12 protein-coding genes are annotated in these 20,713 nt (G+C 35.8%); 1 reads left to right on the top strand and 11 read right to left on the bottom strand.

The genetic code is table 11. From position 1 onward, the window contains the following. The first annotated feature begins 5 nt into the window (after positions 1-5). Positions 6-941 (top strand): alpha/beta hydrolase, encoded by a 936-nt coding sequence (locus SB679_RS11915; RefSeq protein WP_410702523.1) that lies wholly within the window; start codon positions 6-8, stop codon positions 939-941. A gap of 20 nt (positions 942-961) precedes the next feature. Here SB679_RS11915 and SB679_RS11920 read toward each other — a convergent pair whose 3' ends face one another. From SB679_RS11920 to SB679_RS11970, 11 genes are all read right to left on the bottom strand, one after another. Next, positions 962-1,372, bottom strand: a complete 411-nt coding sequence (locus tag SB679_RS11920; protein ID WP_410702524.1) for a hypothetical protein — start codon at positions 1,370-1,372, stop codon at positions 962-964. Between the two features lie 368 nt (positions 1,373-1,740). Continuing rightward, a complete protein-coding gene (locus tag SB679_RS11925; protein ID WP_410702525.1) occupies positions 1,741-2,358 on the bottom strand; it encodes a hypothetical protein in 618 nt (205 codons plus the stop codon). After that, on the bottom strand, positions 2,355-7,448 hold the full coding sequence (locus SB679_RS11930) for an RHS repeat-associated core domain-containing protein (RefSeq protein ID WP_410702526.1): 5,094 nt from the start codon (positions 7,446-7,448) through the stop codon (positions 2,355-2,357). The genes SB679_RS11925 and SB679_RS11930 overlap by 4 nt, the downstream gene beginning before the upstream one ends. A gap of 410 nt (positions 7,449-7,858) precedes the next feature. Beyond that, entirely contained in the window at positions 7,859-8,908 is a 1,050-nt protein-coding gene (locus SB679_RS11935) for a SpvB/TcaC N-terminal domain-containing protein (RefSeq protein WP_410702527.1), read from the bottom strand. Between the two features lie 27 nt (positions 8,909-8,935). Then, a complete protein-coding gene (locus SB679_RS11940) occupies positions 8,936-9,433 on the bottom strand; it encodes a T9SS type A sorting domain-containing protein (protein WP_410702528.1) in 498 nt (165 codons plus the stop codon). A gap of 251 nt (positions 9,434-9,684) precedes the next feature. Beyond that, the gene (locus SB679_RS11945; protein ID WP_410702530.1) at positions 9,685-11,115 is read right to left on the bottom strand and encodes a RagB/SusD family nutrient uptake outer membrane protein; all 1,431 of its coding nucleotides are present in this window, start codon (positions 11,113-11,115) and stop codon (positions 9,685-9,687) included. A gap of 20 nt (positions 11,116-11,135) precedes the next feature. Continuing rightward, positions 11,136-14,012 (bottom strand): SusC/RagA family TonB-linked outer membrane protein, encoded by a 2,877-nt coding sequence (locus tag SB679_RS11950; RefSeq protein WP_410702531.1) that lies wholly within the window; start codon positions 14,010-14,012, stop codon positions 11,136-11,138. A 648-nt stretch (positions 14,013-14,660) separates the two neighbouring features. After that, on the bottom strand, positions 14,661-17,171 hold the full coding sequence (locus SB679_RS11955; RefSeq protein WP_410702532.1) for a M1 family metallopeptidase: 2,511 nt from the start codon (positions 17,169-17,171) through the stop codon (positions 14,661-14,663). Between the two features lie 70 nt (positions 17,172-17,241). Further along, positions 17,242-17,472: a hypothetical protein gene (locus SB679_RS11960; protein ID WP_034710316.1), complete on the bottom strand. Its 231-nt coding sequence runs from the start codon at positions 17,470-17,472 to the stop codon at positions 17,242-17,244. Positions 17,473-17,640: 168 nt separating this feature from the next. Beyond that, positions 17,641-19,080: a hypothetical protein gene (locus SB679_RS11965; RefSeq protein WP_410702533.1), complete on the bottom strand. Its 1,440-nt coding sequence runs from the start codon at positions 19,078-19,080 to the stop codon at positions 17,641-17,643. Positions 19,081-19,344: 264 nt separating this feature from the next. Continuing rightward, positions 19,345-20,664, bottom strand: coding sequence for a serine hydrolase domain-containing protein (locus tag SB679_RS11970; protein ID WP_410702534.1), 1,320 nt, complete (start codon positions 20,662-20,664; stop codon positions 19,345-19,347). Between the last annotated feature and the right edge of the window lie 49 nt (positions 20,665-20,713).

The following is a 20,713-nucleotide window of genomic DNA, read 5'->3' on the forward strand; positions in this document are numbered from 1 at the left end:
GGCTTATGAAATCTCTCATTTGTTTTATCCTATTATTTGCTGCAGGGAATCAATACCAGGCACAGTCTACTGAAAAATACCAAATTTCACATGATCTGGAGCAAATCCCTCTATGGGCACACAAGATGCCGGATACTGGCGGCTCAAGAGGAATGGAACTCATTAGCTCTAAAGGATCTGTTACTGCTATATCGAACCCACGATTAATCGTTCACTCACCTAAAAAACCTAATGGTACTGCTATTTTAGTGATCAGTGGTGGTGGATATGCCCATATTGAATTGGGAAAAGAAAGTACTCCTGGTGCTCATTGGCTTCAATCCGAGGGCATTACTGCATTTGAACTGATTTACAGGCTTCCACAGGAAAACTGGAAATCCGTGAATGTTCCTTTTGAGGATGCCCAAAGAGCGATACGGATGATTCGAAATCTAGCTCCAAAGTATGGAATTGATCCTGAAAAAATAGGAATTTTAGGGTTTTCTGCGGGTGGACATTTAGCAGGAATGACAGCAACACAACCTGATAAAAGGTTTTATCAACCTGTGGATGCAATAGATTCTCTTTCAGCGAGACCCGATTTTGCGGGACTTATTTATCCGGTTGTTTCAATGCTTCCTCCTAATAACCATACTCATTCTTTTAAAAGTATTCTGGGCAATACTTCTTCAACAGCAGAAGAAATGGCTTACTCTGTAGAAAAACAAGTGAACACAGCTACTCCGCCCATCTTTTTAGCACATGCAGTTGATGATCCTGTTTCTCCCGTAGATAATAGTGTATTGCTCTTCCATGCTTTACAGAAAGTAAATGTGGTGACTGAATTGCATTTATTTCCGACTGGCGGTCACGGCTGGGGGCTGGGTAAAAAAGGCAGTCCTGTAGCTGCATGGCCGGATTTATTTAAAACCTGGGCACAAACTCATGGTTTCTGGAAGTAGAAACAGTCTTAACAACTTTATTAATTGGTAACTGAATATACGTAACACCTATTTCCATTCTGGAAATAAATTATATTGGCAGCCAGCTTTATCTCCTGTTTGTATATTCCGTTTCCCATATCCATCCCAAAAATGGAATGAAAAACCTGTTCCCGATATATGAACACCTTCTTATTATTTTTAGACAAAATACCGCTGAAAGCATTGAAATCCTTTTCCGCTTCAATTTTTTTCAACTTGCCAAGATTAGCAAAAAAATAGAGTTTCCCATTGTCGCTGATATACAAATAAGTATAGTTTGCCTGCGATTCTTCGTATTCAACTTTTGGTTCGATAAGGATAAAATCTTTCTTTGTTTCGTAAATACCTTCCAATAAGTAGGGAGTATTGAATTTGATTTCCGGAAAATCTTCTTTTTTGAAATTTTCCATTTTTTTTAGAAATCTTTTATCAACTGATCCCCACTGCCCAAAATACAGAGGAATACAAGCAAACAGAAAAAGAAAATGTAAAACCTTATTCATTATCTTAATTATTTTAGAATATTATTTATATAGACAAAACACTACCTATCAAATCATTATAAAAATACATATTTTGTTTTAAACAGTTTTAGCCACCAAAAGCAACTTCAATTTGTTGCAGGAACTTATACAATAAAAAAATCGGCACAACTGATTGTGCCGATTATAAAATTAAAAAAATTGCGATCCAACTATTTGGGTGGCATAATTTTTTTAATTTTATAATCGGCACAACTGATTGTGCCGATTATAAAATTAAAAAAATTGCGATCCAACTATTTGGGTGGCATAATTTTTTGAACATTCAGGTTCATGGTTACTGTATTGGAACTGATATTTTCAAATGTAATGCCTTCAAGATCTTTTTTCGAAGTAAAACATTTTCTATTTTTCAGATACTGCTCAATATTTTTTCCCTTGTAGACCACCTTCACTTTCAAATCCATTTTTTTGATAGATTCATTCTCGTCAAAATGAATATTCTCTTGTTTTGAGAGATCATACAGAATTTTTTTAGTTTCTTTTCCTTTCAGTTCGAGCCTGTTCGATTTGATATAATCCTGAATATCGGTTGATCTGTTTTCTCCGAATTCATGACATTCCTGATAGGTAGAAGAATATCTGGTAAATGGAACGGCATACCCCCCATTCTTTTTATAGACCAGAACATTGGTTAAAAACATTTCATACTCTAAATCAAAATTCTGAGCATCTGTAATTCTCAGATTCGAAGTGTCCATATACAATACCTTTTTTTGCGGACTGCTATTGATGATCGTTAGTTCAATTTTTTCTGCATCAACTTGTCTTACTGAGAAAGAAACTGCATTGGATTGTGCAAAAAAGCTGTAAAACAGACAGCAGCTTACTAGTGTTATAATCTTTTTTATCATTTATAATAATCTTTTTTGTGATAGGTACTTTCGGGCACTCCCATTTTGAATATAAAGTTATAGGCTCGCTTTTCCGCCCAATCTGTCATTGAATTTTTCAAAACAGTGCCACTCATTTTGTTTTTCACTTTCGATTCATAATACTGCATTGACCATCTGTTCATTAAGTAATCTGCAGCATGATAGAACTCATGCAGGATGGTCTTTGCGAGTGCATAATTAGATAGAAAAGCTTTATTATGATACTTTATTTCAATTTTTGAGGTAACCGCTCCGTTATTTTCATTAACCCTCGCTGAGGTATTTCCAGCTTTTTTTGCATTCAGGTTAGTGATAGTCTCTGTTACCATAGGATCACTATCTGCTTTATTCATGTCTGCCGTAAATAATACTTTGACCTGCTTTTTAATCCCGTTTACAGAGGTCATATTTCTTTCCGGTACAGCATCAGGATCTTTAACTTTCGACCTGATCATATTCTTTTCTTTTACCTGATGCTCATAATGGTTAAATACACTGGCACTAAAACCTATGGCTGCACCCACCCAGAAATTACCTCCAGCTAATTCTGCACCAATACCTCCCATGACAAATCCTGTCGCCATGTAAGCTCCTAATCCACCTCCTAAATATTTTGCAGAGGCATTCCCAGCCATACTTCCTAAGAACCCGCTTAAAAAGCCACTTCCAAAGCTTTCACCCTGAACAGCTGATTGCAAAGCTCCGGATAAACCATGGGCAATATGTTTTACCACCCCTGCGAATTTACCTAAACTGCTGACGACCCCTGCAGCCTGGAAAGCCTCTCCGATACCATATGAAACTACTGAGCTTGCATATGAAATTATTAGGGATACTGCCAAACCGTCAAGCGTCATAGGCTGGTTCATATAATAACTCTGTACAGCATGTGATACAACGGCAATTACTATGGGAACCCACCAGATAAATTCTCCGGAGGGATCGTTATACATCAGGGGATTATTTAATACATATCCATATTTATTATAATTCTGGGTATTGTACAGATCCTGAATATTTTCATCCGCATTCAGAAATCTTCTTAATAATGGGTCGTATAATCTCCCGTTCATATGAATGATTCCTACTTCTGCAAAATGTTCATGGCTGGTGTATCCTCTGTCTACTAATAGCGGCGTATTGGCAATGATATTCTTATCAGTGATAATTGCCCCATTTCCTATCTGAAGATGAGTAAAATTACCCCAGGCATCAAAATGTCTCTGTTCAAGTTTGTTCCCAGCCTCATCGCTTATGGCCAGAATGCTTCCTAAGTAATCTTTATGCAAGAATTTAAAAGATGCCGTATCGTCATCAAAATTCTTCATGTAAATGATATCACTTTCATAAGGCGCTCCCGCAATATAGAGGATATGCTTTTCTTTATTGTTGGTATTGTCTTTCAACACTTCAAAACTTCCGTCTTCACTATAAAATTTAGTGAATTTTCCATCTCCGTCTGTAGTAAAGTTACCGCCGTAGGTAACTCTCTGTCTCATGCTTGTCAATCCATACTGAAACGCTACATCTCCTTTCTCACCGTCGATGAATACGGGATCATTATTTTCATTATAATTAACAGACTGGATAAGATCGTTATTATAGTTCTGCGTTCCTGCTGCATTCAGGGTCATTCCTGTAGGCTGATAGATCTTGGCCGCATTTTCATATTTTATAATACCCACCTGATCATTTTCCAATATTCTTCCTTTTGCATCATACACGTTCCTGTTAAGCGGTTTTATTCCCGTTACAGGATCCGTCCAGCTCACTAAACGATTGTTATCATCGTAAGTGAATTTTTCAAGGATATTGAAATCTCCTAACGTCGTTCTGTCTACCAGTTCATTTTTAATTGCATTAAAAGTGTATTTAATATCTAAAATACCTGGTTTTACCTGCGATGAATGCTGCGTACGGGATAGGAAACCATTAGCATCGTAACTGTTAACAATGGTAGATTCTCCTAATTTAGCATTAAGCACCTGCCCTTTAGCATCTGCTTCATTTAGCTGCCAAAGAATTTTGCCAGTGTTTTTGTCTTTGATCTGATATAATTCTCCATTCCAGCTACTATACACATTTTCTATGGTAACCTTCGTCAGCATTCCTGAAGAATGAAGCTGCTGCTCATATGAAATCACTCTTGCTTTATCATCATATGTAATTCCCTTTTTAATAAAGTTTTTTCCATTGCTTGTTTCGTATGAGGAAAGCAATCTTCCCTGAGCATCATACGTTACTCCTGAAGTGTATGCATTTCCTTTAGAAGTTCCGGATCTGGTTGCTAATCTTCCTTTAGTATCGTAGGTAAAGGAAATCGTTTTATCAGTAGCCTGCCCATTATCTGTAGAGATATCTCTTTGCGTAATAACCTGCCCGGAAGCATTGAATGTGTATTCTTTGGTTCCTTTAGGACTGGTGATTTTTCTGATCTGGCCAAAACCGGTGTACTCATACTGATAGATTCCATTGGAAGGATCATTGAGTTCCAGCTTCCTGCCCCAGGCATCGTATGTAGTGGTTACTGTATTCTGTGCATATTGCGCTCTGATCTGATTTCCTGCTGCATTGTAAAAAAACTGAATAGCTCCCCCTTTATCGGTCGCAGAAATCACATTGCCCAAAGCATCTGTCGTTTTGGTTGTTATCCTTCCATAGTCTTCCGGATGGGTTTCTTTAACAGTTGTTATATTCCCTGTTACAACCGTTTCAGAGGATTTACCATTAAAGGAAATAGCGGTAGTTTTTGCTGGAAATGTAGTATCATCATACTTGATGTAATTCCATTTTATCGGATCCATAGGTTCAATACCTTCAATAAGCGGTAATAAATATGGTTCTGATATCTGTATTTTTCTTCCAAGCTTGTCATAACCGGTCAAGACATGTGAATAAAAGTTTTGTTTTAAATGCTTGGTTGATACTTTATAGACCTGTCCCAATATCCCTGTATACGTCACAGTTTGATCACCATCTGATGATAGTTCTGAGATCTTAGTTCCTCTTCCTCCATCCAGTTTCTCATACTGGTAGGTGGTAGTGCCTTCAAGATTAGTCTTAGAGGTCATCAATTTCCCCCACTTATCATAGGTATTGGTCGTAAGGTTATTATAAGGGTCTTTTTCGGTAAGGATCTGCCCCCAATCATTATAAGTAATATGGGTTTCCAATCCTAAATTGTCTGTCTTTTTGATTACAAATTTACCCTGAGCATCATATTGTGCATTTTCCACCAGGAATTTGTCATCATATCCTGTCGTGGATTTCTTTTGGGTAACATTTCCAAAATCATCATAGAGATATTCTTCTGCAACGGCATCATCAATACTTGTTCCTGCAATAGTTGTGCTTGTTTTCAGTCTATTGCTTTCATATGTATAGTATTCAGCCATGATATGGGTATCGGAATAGGCTTTCTTTTCTTCAATTCTGGCAGTCGGTCGGCCTATGAAATAATCTTTTCCTACTCCATTAAGATTGTTTGAATATCCGAACTTAGTGGTGGTGGTTCCAAAATTTCCGTTAATCTTTACAACACTTTGTACAGGCAGATAATACAGACCATACGTTACGATATTTTCTGTTATGGTATTCGTTAGAAAATCTTTTGTTTTTGTGTAATCGGGAAGTACTGCTCTTACAATTTTAGGTTTATCTGCATCGGATACCGTGGTTACCACCTGCCCGTTAAGAAGCTTATCAGATTTATATCCTGTGGATTTAAAGGTAAGCAACTGGGTATTATTTTCAGAAACGTCTGCGGGGAAAACCTGATTATCATTATTTGTTCTGATAGACCATTGTTTGCTGACATTTCCATCATTGAGGTGATCTATTTCTGTTCCGTTCCATACTTTAGTATTCTCCAACCCATCGGCAAATACGGTCGAACGTGCTGTTTTATGGAAACCAATCATTCCTTTTCCTTTAAGATGACCGATGAATTTTCTGTATTTAAAATCATTTTTCCGACCTTCCTGCGATATCCTGTCAACCATATAATAATTAGGGTTCATCTTCAACTGGAAATAAGGATACAGCAGATCCGAGGCTCCTGTCTGTGCAGAATCATCTAGCTGGCTGTATTTTATATCAGTATTAAATCCGCTTTGCCAAATTCTGTTTACGAGGGCAGATTTTGTAACATCTTCAAAAACAATAGAAATTAATTTAGTTTTATGGGTGATATAAATTTTATTTTGTAAAATATTGTTTCCTACGATAGGAATATAATGTTCCCCATATCTCGAAAAGTTTAAGGTTTCAATGTTCTGATTCAGTTCAACAGGTGTATAATCTGTAACATATCTAAAAATTACTTTTCCGTCAGCATCTACTCCATCACTGATCAATCTGCTGATTCCAAAACTTGAATCGGGATTATTCCAATCAAAAATACCGTCTCTGGCCCATAACTGCGATTCAAATACCATGATGTCGGACTTGCCGTCATTATTGGTATCAAGACCGATATAGCTTTTATTCGTCTGTCTCTTTTTTCTTGGAGATCCTACTCTGCTGGGTTCAAACCATACCAAGTCAGCATAGTAGTAATTTTTAAAACCAACATCATCAGACAAGTATAAATTCCATCCGCTGCTTTCCGAAGCATCAGGCGTAAGGAAATCTATTTTTTTATCACCATTAAAATCACCGGAAATGGTATAATCTGTAATTTTAACATTATTTCCAGATCTGATTTCCTCAAATTGTGACTGCCCCAGTTTCCATATGTGATAGGTTCCGTCCTGACGGTATTCAAAAATTTCAGAAATCCCATCTCCGTCAAAGTCGGCTACCTTTACAGTAGAATGTCTCTGTATTTTATTATAAAGGATTAACGTATGATTGTTTTCAGGATTATAATAGAAATAAGAATTAAAAACCTCAACCTTTGTATTGGTAAGATAAGGTGAATATTGTGATAAGCTTAATTTAAAAAGCATCTGCGTAGTTCCGGTTCCTAAAAAATCACTGTCATTAACCTGAGTCGTAGTAGAAAATATCTGACTTGGGTAGATTAACAAATTGGGATCAGTAGATAATATGGCCGGAACCACGCCCATTGGTACTGTAGATTCTCTGATCAGGGTCGGAATTGCCTGGGATAAGTCATACTGTCTGAACTTAGCCCCATATGTATCCTGATTAGCATGAATATCGTTTACTTCAAGCGTATTCAGAACATCATAATCTAAAAATACATTATTATTGGTAGCTTTTGCAGCAGAAGATTTTTTTCCTAAGACAGAAGGAATCTGGTATTTTACCTGGTTGCTGTACCGGTCGGAAACCAGTGTCGTCTTATAAACAAAATCAATTTTCTTATCTCCATTGAAATCGCCGCCTACAATATCTCCCTTGTTATCATACAGATCATCAAAACGTTCTGCCTGATATTCTTTACTGCCAGTTACTGAGGAATTTTCATAATTAAAATAAATAGGATTCGCAGCATCTCCTGCAGCATTTTTCTCTATAATCGTGTCAATTTGCTGATAATTGGAACCATTTTTTTGTACGCGATCTCATAAGTTTTAAACGGGTTTCCATTAGAGGTTACTGTAATACTGTTGAGCAGCTTTTCTTGCTGAAAATTTACCGTTTCTAAATAAAAAGATTCCTTAATATCACGGCTTACAACCGTATTGTAATTAAAAGTAACGGTATTAAAATGATTTTTGTTTACAACATCATTCCCTCCCCATTGCACAGAAGACAGCGCGGCTACATTTTTACTGAGTACGTAATTGTACTGTATATAATTTCCATTTACATCCCGCCATTTTACAATATTGTATTCTACGGGTGTTCTTGCGGCACTGCTTCCTGAAGCAGTTGCTCCGTACCACATCTGCGAACCGTCTTCCATTGTGACTTCCCAATATTCCGGTCCTTTCCATAATTGCCCTGCAATGGCTCCTACAGATTTTATTTTGATATTGGAATAGTTTTCCGTTACATATTCTGCCCCATCTTTTCCGTATTCTCCAGACTTAAGAATAAGTCTCTGCCCGTTAAAACTGTAATAATCAGAATAGTCTAATTTGATGCCCTGTACTTTGCCATCTCTATCAATATTTTTTCCAATCCTGGAAATAGAACTGATTCCGGAAAGATTCCATCCGTAACCTGCAATTCCGGATCCGGATCCGCTGTTATACGTTAAATTAATTTGAGGGGCCACATTTTTTATTCCCGGAGGAAGAGCAATAGGAAGACTAAAACTTAATTGCCCGGAACCGCTTACATCAATATCTCCACGGGTATCATGGTATTTATTATTGGGAGTTTCAATTGTTTGCGGGATATTATCAGCGCCAGCTTGGGAATCGGTTGGACCTCCCGAATTTATATTTCCAGGATCTTTTTTCGTAATAACAGGATCTGAAATCCCGGTTTTAGCTTTAACTACCAGAGACGATGAATTTTGTCCTGTACCTGATGTCCTGTTTTTTTCTTTTATGCCTTGTGAAAAGACAAATACTGATCCCAGCGAAAGTATCAGTGCTGAAAGAATTTTCATGTGCTTTAAATTAGTATAGTTAAAAGTTTATCGTTTGGTAATGCTTTTACTGAAAACCCTTCCGTCTTTTAAAGTAAACCGAAGGACATATACTCCCCATTCGTAACCTGACATATTAATTTTAAGCTGTTTATTAAGTCCCGGATTGTTTTGCTGCTGGAATTTCCAGTGAACAGTACTGTGCTGATAAAGGGATACGGATTCTATAAGTCCATCGGTTTCATTGGTCCAATCTATGGTAAGAAAGTCATTGACAGGAACGGGATAAAGTCTTATCTGTTTCCAGAATACTTTTTCATCGATTGCCGGAACTGCCTTGGATAAGGCTTCCTTTTTTATTTCTTCAGCAGTAAGATCCTCAGAAATAGTTTCTTGTAGTAAGTCTTTAGGAGCAGTTTTACCATTTGCATTTGTTCCTCTGTATCTTTGATTTCCTGCTTCATCATATTTGAAATATACCTCGGTTTGAGAAAATCCCAAAAATCCTATGAATAAGGAAAATAAAGAAAATAATTTTATTTTCATTTAGAATAAGTTATTTGTTTTTATTTATTAATTTCGCAAAAATAGTATTTTTAAATAAAAACAAACATGATTTATCACATAATATGGATAAATTAAAAACATATAAAATACATAAAGGGAAAAGTATTATTAGGTCCTATGAAGTTTTTCTCTATTTAAAATTAATAAAAATAAAAATACACATTATATAATTATCAATAAAAAAGCCCTGCTCAGGCAGGGCTTCAAGTTTAATTATCAGGATACTTATGTTAATATCCCGGAAATTGTGAAATCAATGTATTGGTATTAAGTTCAGCCTGTGGAAGCGGCAAAGCTTTGAACTGAACTTTAGATGGCGTAAGTGCCACCTGAGTTTGAGGATTTACAAAAGAAATTCCGTTTCTTTTCAAATCACTGTATCTGAAACCTTCCAGGAACATTTCCAGGTTTTTCTGCATTAGAATTTCTTTCAACAGATCTGTACCTGAACCTGAATAGCTGTATCCAGTATCTCTATAGCCTTTCACCCAAGCATTTAACTTCGTAAGAGCATCCGCGGGATTTGTGTAATACAAAGCTTCCAGCTGATTAAAAACAGCTTCTGTCTTTCTCATCACAACAACGTCTCTGTCTGTGACGGTGTATTTCATGACATCTACCGGCTTAGGGTTATCATTCAGAGTCAGAACGTATCCTGTATTTCTGTACCATGTTCCTCTTCTGACGTCACTAGTTCCTAATTTATTAAAGAATGTCTGAGTAGCAAAATTCTGTTTATATCTGCCTACAGAAGACCATGTTGCCGTAATTCCATCGTTATCTCCGGGTAAGTCTAAAGCATTATAATCAATCTGGAAAATGGTTTCGGCATTTCCTTCGCCGTCTACTCCAAAGAAATTAGCAACACCTGAAGAAGGTAATAAAGTATATGATGCGTTATTCAGAACTTTTTGTGCATATGTATTAGCCTGGGCATAGTTTTTAACGGCCAGATAATATCTTGACAATAACAGATCAACAGCGACAGCATTAAGCTTTTTATTACCATTGTCAGTCCCTATTAAAGAACCCGCTTTTGTTAAATCAGAAAGGATCTGATCATACACCTGTTTTACACTCGCTCTGGGCAGGTTAGTTCCCGGCTTAAAATCTAAAGGAAGCGGAACTCCAACATCCGGATTCGAACCATTAAAATTATCACTGAACAAAGATACTAAAGATGAATACGCCATTGCTCTTACCGCATATGCCTGACCAAATAAATTTTCCGGGGTTCCAGATGTATTGGGATCATCAGGGATTTTTCCTTCATAGCTGATAACGAAATTAGCATTGGCTATAATCTTATACAAACTGGACCACAGCGTAGCAATATCAGCATTGTTTTGTGTATAAAAGGTAAGGTTAGAATCCCTCGTAGTTGAGAATCTGTTTGAATTTACTATACCCACAAAACCATTATCTCCAAGTAACTCCTGTAAAGTAGGAAGCATAGCTCCGTAAGAATTCAACGCATCACCATTGGTTTGCGTCTGATAAAGTCCATACAAACCATTTACAGATGTATTTAATATTTTTTCATTGCTGATGGCCTGATCCAAAGGAAGTGTTATACGCGGTAATTCTTCAGAAAATTCATTTTTACAAGAACTTAATGTTGCTCCTACTAATACTATTAATATAATGTTTATTTTTTTCATTTTTTTAAGATTTTAAATAATTAAAAATCAACCTGTACTCCAAAAACATACTGTCTCATATTAGGTTGCGTCATGTCATATGCTCCTAAATTAGACACCGTGTAACTGAAAGCATTTGAGTTGGCTTCAGGATCAAAACGGAGTCTTTTATCAAATGCATAGGTATATAAATTCACCCCTCTTACATAAGCGTAAATCCCTCTGAGTCCTTTTACATTAAGTACTGAACCTTTAAATGTATATCCCAGTTCTACATTTCTTAGCCTGATATTATCTCCTTTATATAAATATCTTGTAGAGTTGGCATTTGAAGACTTATTCCCGTTAAATACTTGTTTAGGCATTGAAGCATTTGGATTGCTAGGACTCCATGAGTCATATAATGCTGCAGTAGATGTATTCACCGTAGGATATTGTCCATCAGATTCATATACAAATCCCCATCGGTCCCAAACTGAATAATCTCCCTGATAATTCAACATGAATGATAACTTAAATCCTTTATAAGTAAACTCATTGATCAAGCTGGCAATATGAGTAGGCAGCGCTTTTTGACCGGTAAAGGATAATTTTGCTTTATTTACATCATTAGTGGTTGCTGTTCTTGTATCATCCGTATACCACAATGGATCACCATTTGAAGGGTCTACCCCAGCCCATAATCTTGTATAATATTCGGTAGGATTATGTCCGGGAAAGAATGCTTTTAACCCAGGAATGGTCGTAGGAGTAGGATCTCCTTTGATGTAGGTTACTTTGGAATCGTTATAAGAATAATTAGCTTTTACATCCCAGCTAAATGATTCACTGCTTGTTCTATACCCCAATGACACTTCAAAACCATTAGATTTTACTTCCGCCTGGTTTTTAATGATTGTGCTGAATCCTGTAGAAGGAGAAATCGGAACATCGTATACCTGATCAGGATTTATATTGGAATAAACATCAAAGCTTCCGTAGAAATTTCCTTTACCTAGTGAAAAGTCTAATCCTATGTTTCTTTTCTTAGATTTTTCCCAAACCAAACCATCCGGGGCTCCCGGGGTCAGAATATAACCGGCATTGGTCTGAAGATAATTTCCATTCAGTGTATACTGTGGATATTTCGCATACGGACTTGCTGCCTGATTACCGTTCTCTCCATAACTCGCTCTAAATTTCAGCATGTTGATATAAGATGGCAGAAAATTCATTTTACCTAAATCAAGGCTAAGTCCGATCCCGAAGAAATTCCCGGCTTTTGTGTACCCGGAATAAGTATCTCTTCTGGCAGAACCTGTAATCGTTGCAAATTTATTATAGGTGTAAGATGCTCTTGCAATATATCCTATAAGCGTCCAGGCATCGGTATTTCCTGTTGCGTCGGTAACATTGGCAGCTGCATCTGCATACTGGATTCTTGTTCCGGAAGGAAACCCTCTTTTAGTATAGGTGTTATATTCCAGCGTTCTTTTCGTAGATTCCATACCGATAGAAGCAGAAACATCATGCAGTCCATTAAATGTCTTGTTAAAGTTCAGGAAATTATACCAGTTCCAGGTAAAGAAATTCCTCATCGATTTGAAATAGATCCCGTTACCATTAGAATTAGACGGATCATATCCATCTCCAAAATCGGGATTCCAATATGTGAACTCATTTGCTGAAGTATTATCGATTCCAAAATTGGAATTAAACGTTAGATAAGGTAAAATTTTATAGTCGACATTTATTGAAGTCAATACCTTATCAAAGGTTCCTTTTGTAAGATTTGCCTGAGTAAGAGCTAAAGGGTTAAACTGAGGATTTAAGTATACCAGGTCCAGGTTATAAGAACCATCAGCCAGGTAAGGGTTTTGCGTAGGAGAAAGCAATGTTCCGGAGAAAATAGGATTCGAATAGGACGACGCATCTGTTGGTCCGGTCTGTACAGTTCTTGATAAATTTGTCGCAAAAGTAATATTCAATTTATCGCTTGCTTTCCAGTTAGCTTTTATCGTTCCTGTATACCTGTCAAAAGCGGCATCATATGACAATCCTTCCTGTTTTAGGTAGGCTAAGGATGCATATAATGTAAAATCTTTAAAACCTCCTGAATAACTAAGGTTATACCTGTTGGTGATCGGAGAATTTCTTCTGGTCAGTTTTCTCCAGTTGGTATCCGTAGTACCATCCCAGTTCAATATATCCGTTTTTGCATAATCCGTTGCCTCTTGCAGATTTGAAAAACCATTGACAGGATCGGTTGACGGATATTTGTTATATAATGCCTGTCCTAAATAATTCACATGTTCCTGAGCATTAAGCATCTTCAATTTATCAAATGCAACATTTGAAGCTCCTATCTCACTTATAAACTGAAAATTAGATTTTCCTTTTTTCCCGGTTTTTGTGGTAATAACAATCACGCCGTTAGCCCCTCTTGAACCATAAATTGCAGTGGCAACACCATCTTTTAAAACCTGTACATCTTCAATATCAGCAGGATTTATCAGGGACAGCGCATTTTGTGATGTTAAAGCTCCTGAAATATCTCCTGACTGTACAGGAACTCCATCAATAATATACAGCGGATCATTACCCGATGTCAAAGAAGAAATCCCACGAATCAATGTAATGGTCGAGGCACCCGGCTGCCCTGAGCTTGCTGTTGTCATTAATCCCGGAACAGTACCTTGTAAGACGTTATCAATAGATATTGCAGATGGTTTATCCAGTACATTCCCGGAAACCTTTGATGATGAACCGGTGGATTGTTCAGGAGTAATTTTCATCCCGTAAGAGCCTGTAAGAATAACCTCATCAATTTTAGTTTCTTTTGAATCAGAGATCGTATCGGTCTTAGTTTTTTGTGCCCAGGCCGTCTGTCCGATAAAAAACAGAACCCCTGCGCTTAATACTCGTAATTTTACATTCATATTAACAAATTTTAATATATTCAAGAGACAAATATGTTAATAAACATTAATACTATCAACATATAAATCATTGATATACAACACATTCAAGAGTATTAAATTCGTAAAAACTAATAGAAAAATAAGATATTACCTATTACTACTATCAAAAAGAAAAAAAAGATTCTCATAAAAAGATTCTTATCAAAATTTTATGAACTTTTAAAAAATATGGAGGGGTTCTGTATATCCGTTTAAGTGATAAATAAAATTCAGAAAAAAAACATTATGAGAAAAAAAAATAAAGGAGCCACACTTCCAATTTTACCCAAAATGTAGAAAATTAACAGTGAATTTTTTCAAAAAAAGGTATTAAAACATCAAAAAATAAAAAGCACCCCCTGTGATGGAATGCTTTTCTAACTTGAATTTGGGTTAAGAGTAAGAAAATTAAGATGAAGAGCACTCGAAGCTGGAAGAGAAAGGCTGGAAGGAGCTGTTAGGCAGTTCTGTTTAAAAGAAATTAATAACTTCCCATTCCGGACTTCCTGCCATTAAACAAAAATGTTTTATCAATTTTAGTTTTTTATTATGTAGTACTAGAAGCTTCATAAAAACAAAACACACCGTATGAACAGTGTGTTTCGCAATAATAATATTTGAGCTATTTTATTTAAAACCTTCTATCGCTTTATTAATCGCATCAATCTGCTTGTTGATACTTACAGCGTTTTGTGGATTTTGTTTCAACACTTCCATTTTCTTAGCAAGACCATCTTTTAACATTTGAGAGATCATCATTTTTACTTGTGGATTGTCTCCCATTTGCCCTTTTGCCTGGCTCACCATCTTTGTAATACTTTCTGTTGCTTTCAGGTTATCAGAACTCATGATCCAGTTGAAACCTTCTTCTGCAGATTTTCCCAGTTCCGGATTCTGGAACTTGATGAAAGGATAAAATGCTGCAATCTGAGCAATATTTGACATCTGAGAAGTCACTTTGTTTTTAACTATAATAGGTAACAACTTACTTAATAAATCTTCCGGAGCACCTTCCAGATCAATTTTATCCGCTAAAACATTTGCTCTGGAAGGATCAATTTCAACGATTGCACTTACAGAATTTCCTTTTACAGCATTTGAAACGGCATTCACTCCTTTTTCGAAAATCGGAACATATTTTTTATCTTTAGTTTTTGCCAAAGCTGAAATTGCCGCTGCCTGAACCAAAGTTTTTGGATCATTTGAAGCTAATTTTTCAACATCGGCACCCATCGCTTTAAATTGTTCTGCATTTGATAAATCCATCAAGCTCAAAGCCTTAATTCTTATTCTAAAGAAAGGATCTTTTATCGCTGCTGCCAATAGTTTTGTTGCTGCAGGATTTTTCCCAACCTGACCTTTAATTCCATTTAATGCCTCGTATTTACTCTTGAATTCTTTTGAGCCCAGGAATTGCATTAAGTTTTGCTCAGGCGTTTTTATATCAGTAATATCTGCCAATAAAACTCCGTCCGCATTGATATTGACCAGATCTGCATTTTTAGAAACATCAAAATTGAATGTATTTTTTGCTTCTGCATTTACCCAAACATTGTATCTTTTTGGCTTTCCGTTGTCATAAACATCTATCGCCAAAGGAAACTGAAATGGTAGTTCCTGGCTTTGCTCAATAACCACCGCAATCTGCTTTTTAACAGGTTCGAAAGTGTAAGAATATTTAATTTTCGGGTTTCCATTTCCGAAATACCATTGATTAAAAAACCAATTTAAATCCTTTCCTGAAACTTTTTCGAAAGACAATCTCAATTGATGAGCCTCTCCGTTCTGATATTCATATGTTTTCAGATAATCATTTAATCCAGCAAAGAAAGCATCATCTCCTAAGTAATTTCTCAACATATGAAGAATTCCTCCTCCTTTTTGATACGTCACCAAATCGAACACATCTTCACGGGAATCATAATTGAATCTTACTAAGTTTTTCTCGAAGTTCCCAGGCGTCGTAAGATATTGATTAACATCCCTCATTTGATGGTAGTCTGCCTGATCTTTTCCATACTTATATTCATTCCAAAGATATTCTGAGTAGTTGGCAAAAGATTCGTTAACCGTAAGGTTGCTCCAACTTTCCGCCGTTACCAAATCTCCAAACCATTGGTGAAATAATTCGTGAGCGATAGTGTCTTCCCAAGTGTTTTCGTCGATTAATTGTCCCGGTTTTTGTAAAATATCGCTTCCATGAAGTGTTGCTGTTGTATTTTCCATTGCACCACTCACGTAATCTCTTCCTGAGATCTGTGCATATTTAGCCCAGGGATAATCGTAACCCAGTTTTTTTGAGAAGAACTCAATCATTTCCGGAGTATTTCCGTAGATCTGCTTTGCATAAGGCTCATATTCTTTTTCGATATAATAATCAACAGGAATATTCCTCCATTTGTCTTTTACAATCGCGTACTCGCCCACTCCCATGAAGAAAAGATATGTTGAGTGTCTTTTATCCATCACCCAGTGATCAGTTCTCAACCCGTTTGCTTCTTTTTGGGAATCTTTTAATAATCCGTTGGAAAGCGTCACATATTTATCAGGAACCGTCATATAGATTTCCTGAGTTGTTTTTTGATTGGATTTATCAATAGTCGGAAACCATGCAGAAGAAGATTCCGTTTCTCCCTGTGTCCAGATCTGGGTAGGTTTATCGGGGTCATTTCCCTGAGCATTAATGAAATACAACCCTTTTGCATCATTAATTGCTGCACTTCCCTGTTGTTTCACTTCGCTCGGACGAGACGTATATTTGATATACACTGTATAATCCTGATTTTTCTGATAGGTTTTATCCAGAATAATTTTCAGCACATCATCTTTATAGTCGTATTTTAAAGAAGATTTTTTACCGTTAATATCCAAAGCTACTTCATGAATCAACATTCCCTTTGCATCAAGTGTCAATTCGTTAGTAGGATAGAAAAAAGGAGCGGCAGTCAGCCATTCTTCCCCATTCATTTGTTCCTTTTGATAATCGAAATTTACTTTTAGCTTAGTGTGTTTTAGTTCCGTTACTTTGGTATGGGTGGCTCTGTAAACTTTTTCCCTCCCTGAAGTTTCGGTTTGTGCTGATACATTGGCGGAAAAGAACATTCCCAGTATAGCGATTGATAAAACAGCCTTTTTCATTTATTTATTATGAATTATATGTTATACAAGAAAACTGTACCAGAATATTCTTTTCTTGTACTAGTTTTTATTATTTCTTAGAATTATTTTTTGTGATGATTTCAAAAATATCATTCACTAATGTTTCATAGTCTCCTTTCTTCAACTGTTCTTTTGTTTTCGCAAAAGCTTTTTTCAGTTCGCTTTCAGGGTTTTCTTCGTCAATGATTTCCACAGAATCTACTCCTTTCATTTGGAGAATTGCATTTTTCAATGCTTCAAGATCAGTTGCTCCGGCGGTGTTTATTTTTAAATATTTCATAATGTATTTCTGTGATAAGTATTTGATTTTTTAACCATATTTTCAATTCTTCTTTTTCAGAATCAAAATGGTATTGGTTCTTCTTTCAAATTTAAAACTTATTTCAGAAACAATCGCTAAAGAAAGTATGTTTAAAGCTTTTAGACCAGAATGTTTTTAAATGATCTGCTATTTTGTACGGGTCATTTTCCCGTTTTTATATTGGAATATTACTGTACAGTCTTTTTTCGTTTCCACATTATGAACACGGATTTTCAGAGGATCAATACCGTTTATTTTACAAAGCATAGGGCTTTCCCAGTCTTTATAAAAAAGTGGTTCCCTGAAGGTAAGATTCGGATTGGCTATAATCTCATTGAATACATCATAATCTAAGCAGATATCTCCAGTTTCAATATGGTTTTCTTTAAGAGCTGTATTCAGTTTGCTGAATAATTCATTATTAAATTTACTTGCGTACATCCATGAGTTTTTCACACTGATGTTGGTAATGACAAAAAGTAAAGCAATCCCCGCCAGAAGAGCACTGATCATTTTGCCGTGCAATTTCAACTTAACGGACAGACAGATCACTCCGGAAATGATAAATAACGTATAGAAAAGTCTTATGGCACCGAGGTTTCGGTTTTCAAATCCAAAAAGTGTAGGAATATAGGAAGAGAAAAGGTAAATACTCAGTCCTGCCAATATGGAAATAAAGGAAATAATAGTCAGATTTTTGTAGTCCTGTAATTTGCTTTTAAAGTCATAGTTACAAAATAGCTTATACACTGCTGATGATATTAATAATGACAGTATAACTTCAAAGGCATTCATTTTTCTGAGATTCAATACTGCTTTATACATTCCTTCAAAAAAATCTCTGAAAAATAATTTCGCAGTACACATAGCCACAAACATTACTCTTTTCAATTCAAAGGCCCGTCCTATTTCATCTCTTTGGTAGGAATTCACAAATACATTTGGCTGAATAACTTTTCTGAAAATAACGATTATTCCTACTGTAAGAACTGCAAATAAAATTCTTTTTTTATTTTCTTTAATAAGAAACAGGTTAAGGAGTATTAATGGAAGAAAAATTTCATAGCTGAATACGGATGCTATAAAAAATAATGAACTTATGAAAATATTTTTCCGGACATATACATAATAAATACTCAATGCAAAAAAGATCGTTGCCAGATTTGAATTGAGCATAATTGTAGAGAACTGAATACTTGTTCCTATCGAAGAACATAAATACAATAAAGTAAAAAGGCTGGCCAATTCTTTTGATACCATTTTCCTGGCCACCCAATATATCACCATTAATGAAAGCGGGAAAAAGAGCAACCCCATAAAATAAACAGATTCATTATTCTTCGAAAGAAAAGTTAATGTCCCTGTCACCACTCCTGATACAGGTCTGGCTGCCATTATTTGGGAATCAAGAAAAGAATAAATAAAGCTGAAATAGGATCCGGAAACGGATGGCAATACATAAAATCCAGCCAAATCATCTGTGAGTACGGCTTTCTCTTTGAAAACAGATAAACAGATATAAAGGCTGTAGACAATAATTAAGATATTCAAAAATATCAGATAATTATTGTTTATTATTTTTTTCATACTATTTTTTCAAAATTTGTGTAGAAGCTCAGCTTCTGATGGGGTCAAAAATAATAGAAATTCTGTAATAAAAAAAGATTTCAGCAATATATAATCTAAAGCTAAATTGCTACCGGAGCCTTAATTCCAGGATATGAATCGTAATTTACTACCGTAAAGTCTTTAATCCTGAAGCAAAAATATCTTTCACTTCAGGATTAAGCTTGATAATTGTAGTGGCCATGGATCTATTACGGCAGCCTGTTTAGCTGTCCAACATGGTTATTATTCTTTTGTGAATGTATTTTTCGTTCCGCCTTGTGAAATCACAAATTCTTTTTTCGCTGGATTAAAATCTATTGTAATTCCTGCAGCATCAAATGTAAAACTTGTTTTAGAAGTTGCTTCTAAAGGAAATGCACTCTGACCTGACGCCTGCGCCATTAATTTTTTATCTTTAATAAAAATATTGATTTTCAATGGAACTGTGGGACTTGAATAATTCCCTGCCAACGGTTCAAGATCAGCATTTGAAACTTCAACTATCTTAAAGTCCGGTATCTGAAAATCCATCCCATAAGCTGCCTGTAATGCTACAATAGCCATTTGATTATTATCAAAATCAGACTGATTGGTGATCATTGCAATTGTTTTTTCACCGTCAGGAAAATAGTAAAGCACGGAACGAAATGCATCGATTCCTCCGGTATGCCCAAATCCTTTTCTCTCTCCGAAAGGGACTTCTACCAGTGCAAAACCATAATGATCTTTGAATTGCCTCATCGCATCAAAACTTTTTTTGGAAACCAGTTTACCTGAAGTTAACCCATTCATAAAAGTGATCAGTTCTGTAGGGGTAGAAATAATACATCCCGCACCACTGGGAACTGACATATCTGTTTCAGGACTTTTTATATATTTTCCGTTTTTATAATCGTATGAATAGGCATTGTTTTTCGAAATATCAATTTTACCGCCTACCTGAGTATATGGTAACTGTAAAGGTTTTGCAATATATTTTTCAATAAGCTCCGAATATTTTTTACCATACACTTTTACCAAAATATAAGTAAGAATGGTATAGTTTGAATTGCTGTACTGAAACTGAGTATCTGGTTCAAAGTCCGAACCACCTTTCTCTATGATTTCAATTAATTTTTCCTTGGCAATGGGCTGGGTGTAGTAGCTTGCATATTCCTTGTCATCAGTATAGCTGTGAATTCCGCTTCTATGGTTTAGCAGGTATTCAATTTTTATTTTATCGGCATTTTTTATGGTAGGAAAAAACTTGCTTAATTGAGTATCTAAAGTCAGTTTCTTTTCTTCTACGGCTTTCATGATCAAAACAGCGGTAAAAGTTTTTGTGATAGATCCAATTCTATAAATGGTATTGACATCTGCCTTTTTTTGGCTTTCTGCATCAGAAAATCCAATAGCATGAGTATAGACTACTTTTCCCTTATCAGCGATCGCAAAACTGCCCATTACTTTATGATTTTCATCCAAAGCATTGAAGTAATTATCTAGTTTTTGTTTGTCAACATTCTGAGCAAATCCCAGACTAAAAGCGGCAATGGAAATACTGATTCCTATTTTTCTGAACATGGTAATAATTTTCAAAATAAGTCCTAAAAATAGGGATTTTGTTACATGA

Source organism: Chryseobacterium sp. SIMBA_029, from assembly GCF_046535275.1.
Classification (GTDB): domain Bacteria; phylum Bacteroidota; class Bacteroidia; order Flavobacteriales; family Weeksellaceae; genus Chryseobacterium.

Bases quoted from the DNA above. Each gene is read 5' to 3' on its own strand.
- SB679_RS11915 (WP_410702523.1), top strand. From the start codon at position 6: ATGAAATCTCTCATTTGTTTTATCCTATTATTTGCTGCAGGGAATCAA.
- SB679_RS11920 (WP_410702524.1), bottom strand. From the start codon at position 1,372: ATGGAAAATTTCAAAAAAGAAGATTTTCCGGAAATCAAATTCAATACT.
- SB679_RS11925 (WP_410702525.1), bottom strand. From the start codon at position 2,358: ATGATAAAAAAGATTATAACACTAGTAAGCTGCTGTCTGTTTTACAGC.
- SB679_RS11930 (WP_410702526.1), bottom strand. From the start codon at position 7,448: ATGGGCGTGGTTCCGGCCATATTATCTACTGATCCCAATTTGTTAATC.
- SB679_RS11935 (WP_410702527.1), bottom strand. From the start codon at position 8,908: ATGAAAATTCTTTCAGCACTGATACTTTCGCTGGGATCAGTATTTGTC.
- SB679_RS11940 (WP_410702528.1), bottom strand. From the start codon at position 9,433: ATGAAAATAAAATTATTTTCTTTATTTTCCTTATTCATAGGATTTTTG.
- SB679_RS11945 (WP_410702530.1), bottom strand. From the start codon at position 11,115: ATGAAAAAAATAAACATTATATTAATAGTATTAGTAGGAGCAACATTA.
- SB679_RS11950 (WP_410702531.1), bottom strand. From the start codon at position 14,012: ATGAATGTAAAATTACGAGTATTAAGCGCAGGGGTTCTGTTTTTTATC.
- SB679_RS11955 (WP_410702532.1), bottom strand. From the start codon at position 17,171: ATGAAAAAGGCTGTTTTATCAATCGCTATACTGGGAATGTTCTTTTCC.
- SB679_RS11960 (WP_034710316.1), bottom strand. From the start codon at position 17,472: ATGAAATATTTAAAAATAAACACCGCCGGAGCAACTGATCTTGAAGCA.
- SB679_RS11965 (WP_410702533.1), bottom strand. From the start codon at position 19,080: ATGAAAAAAATAATAAACAATAATTATCTGATATTTTTGAATATCTTA.
- SB679_RS11970 (WP_410702534.1), bottom strand. From the start codon at position 20,664: ATGTTCAGAAAAATAGGAATCAGTATTTCCATTGCCGCTTTTAGTCTG.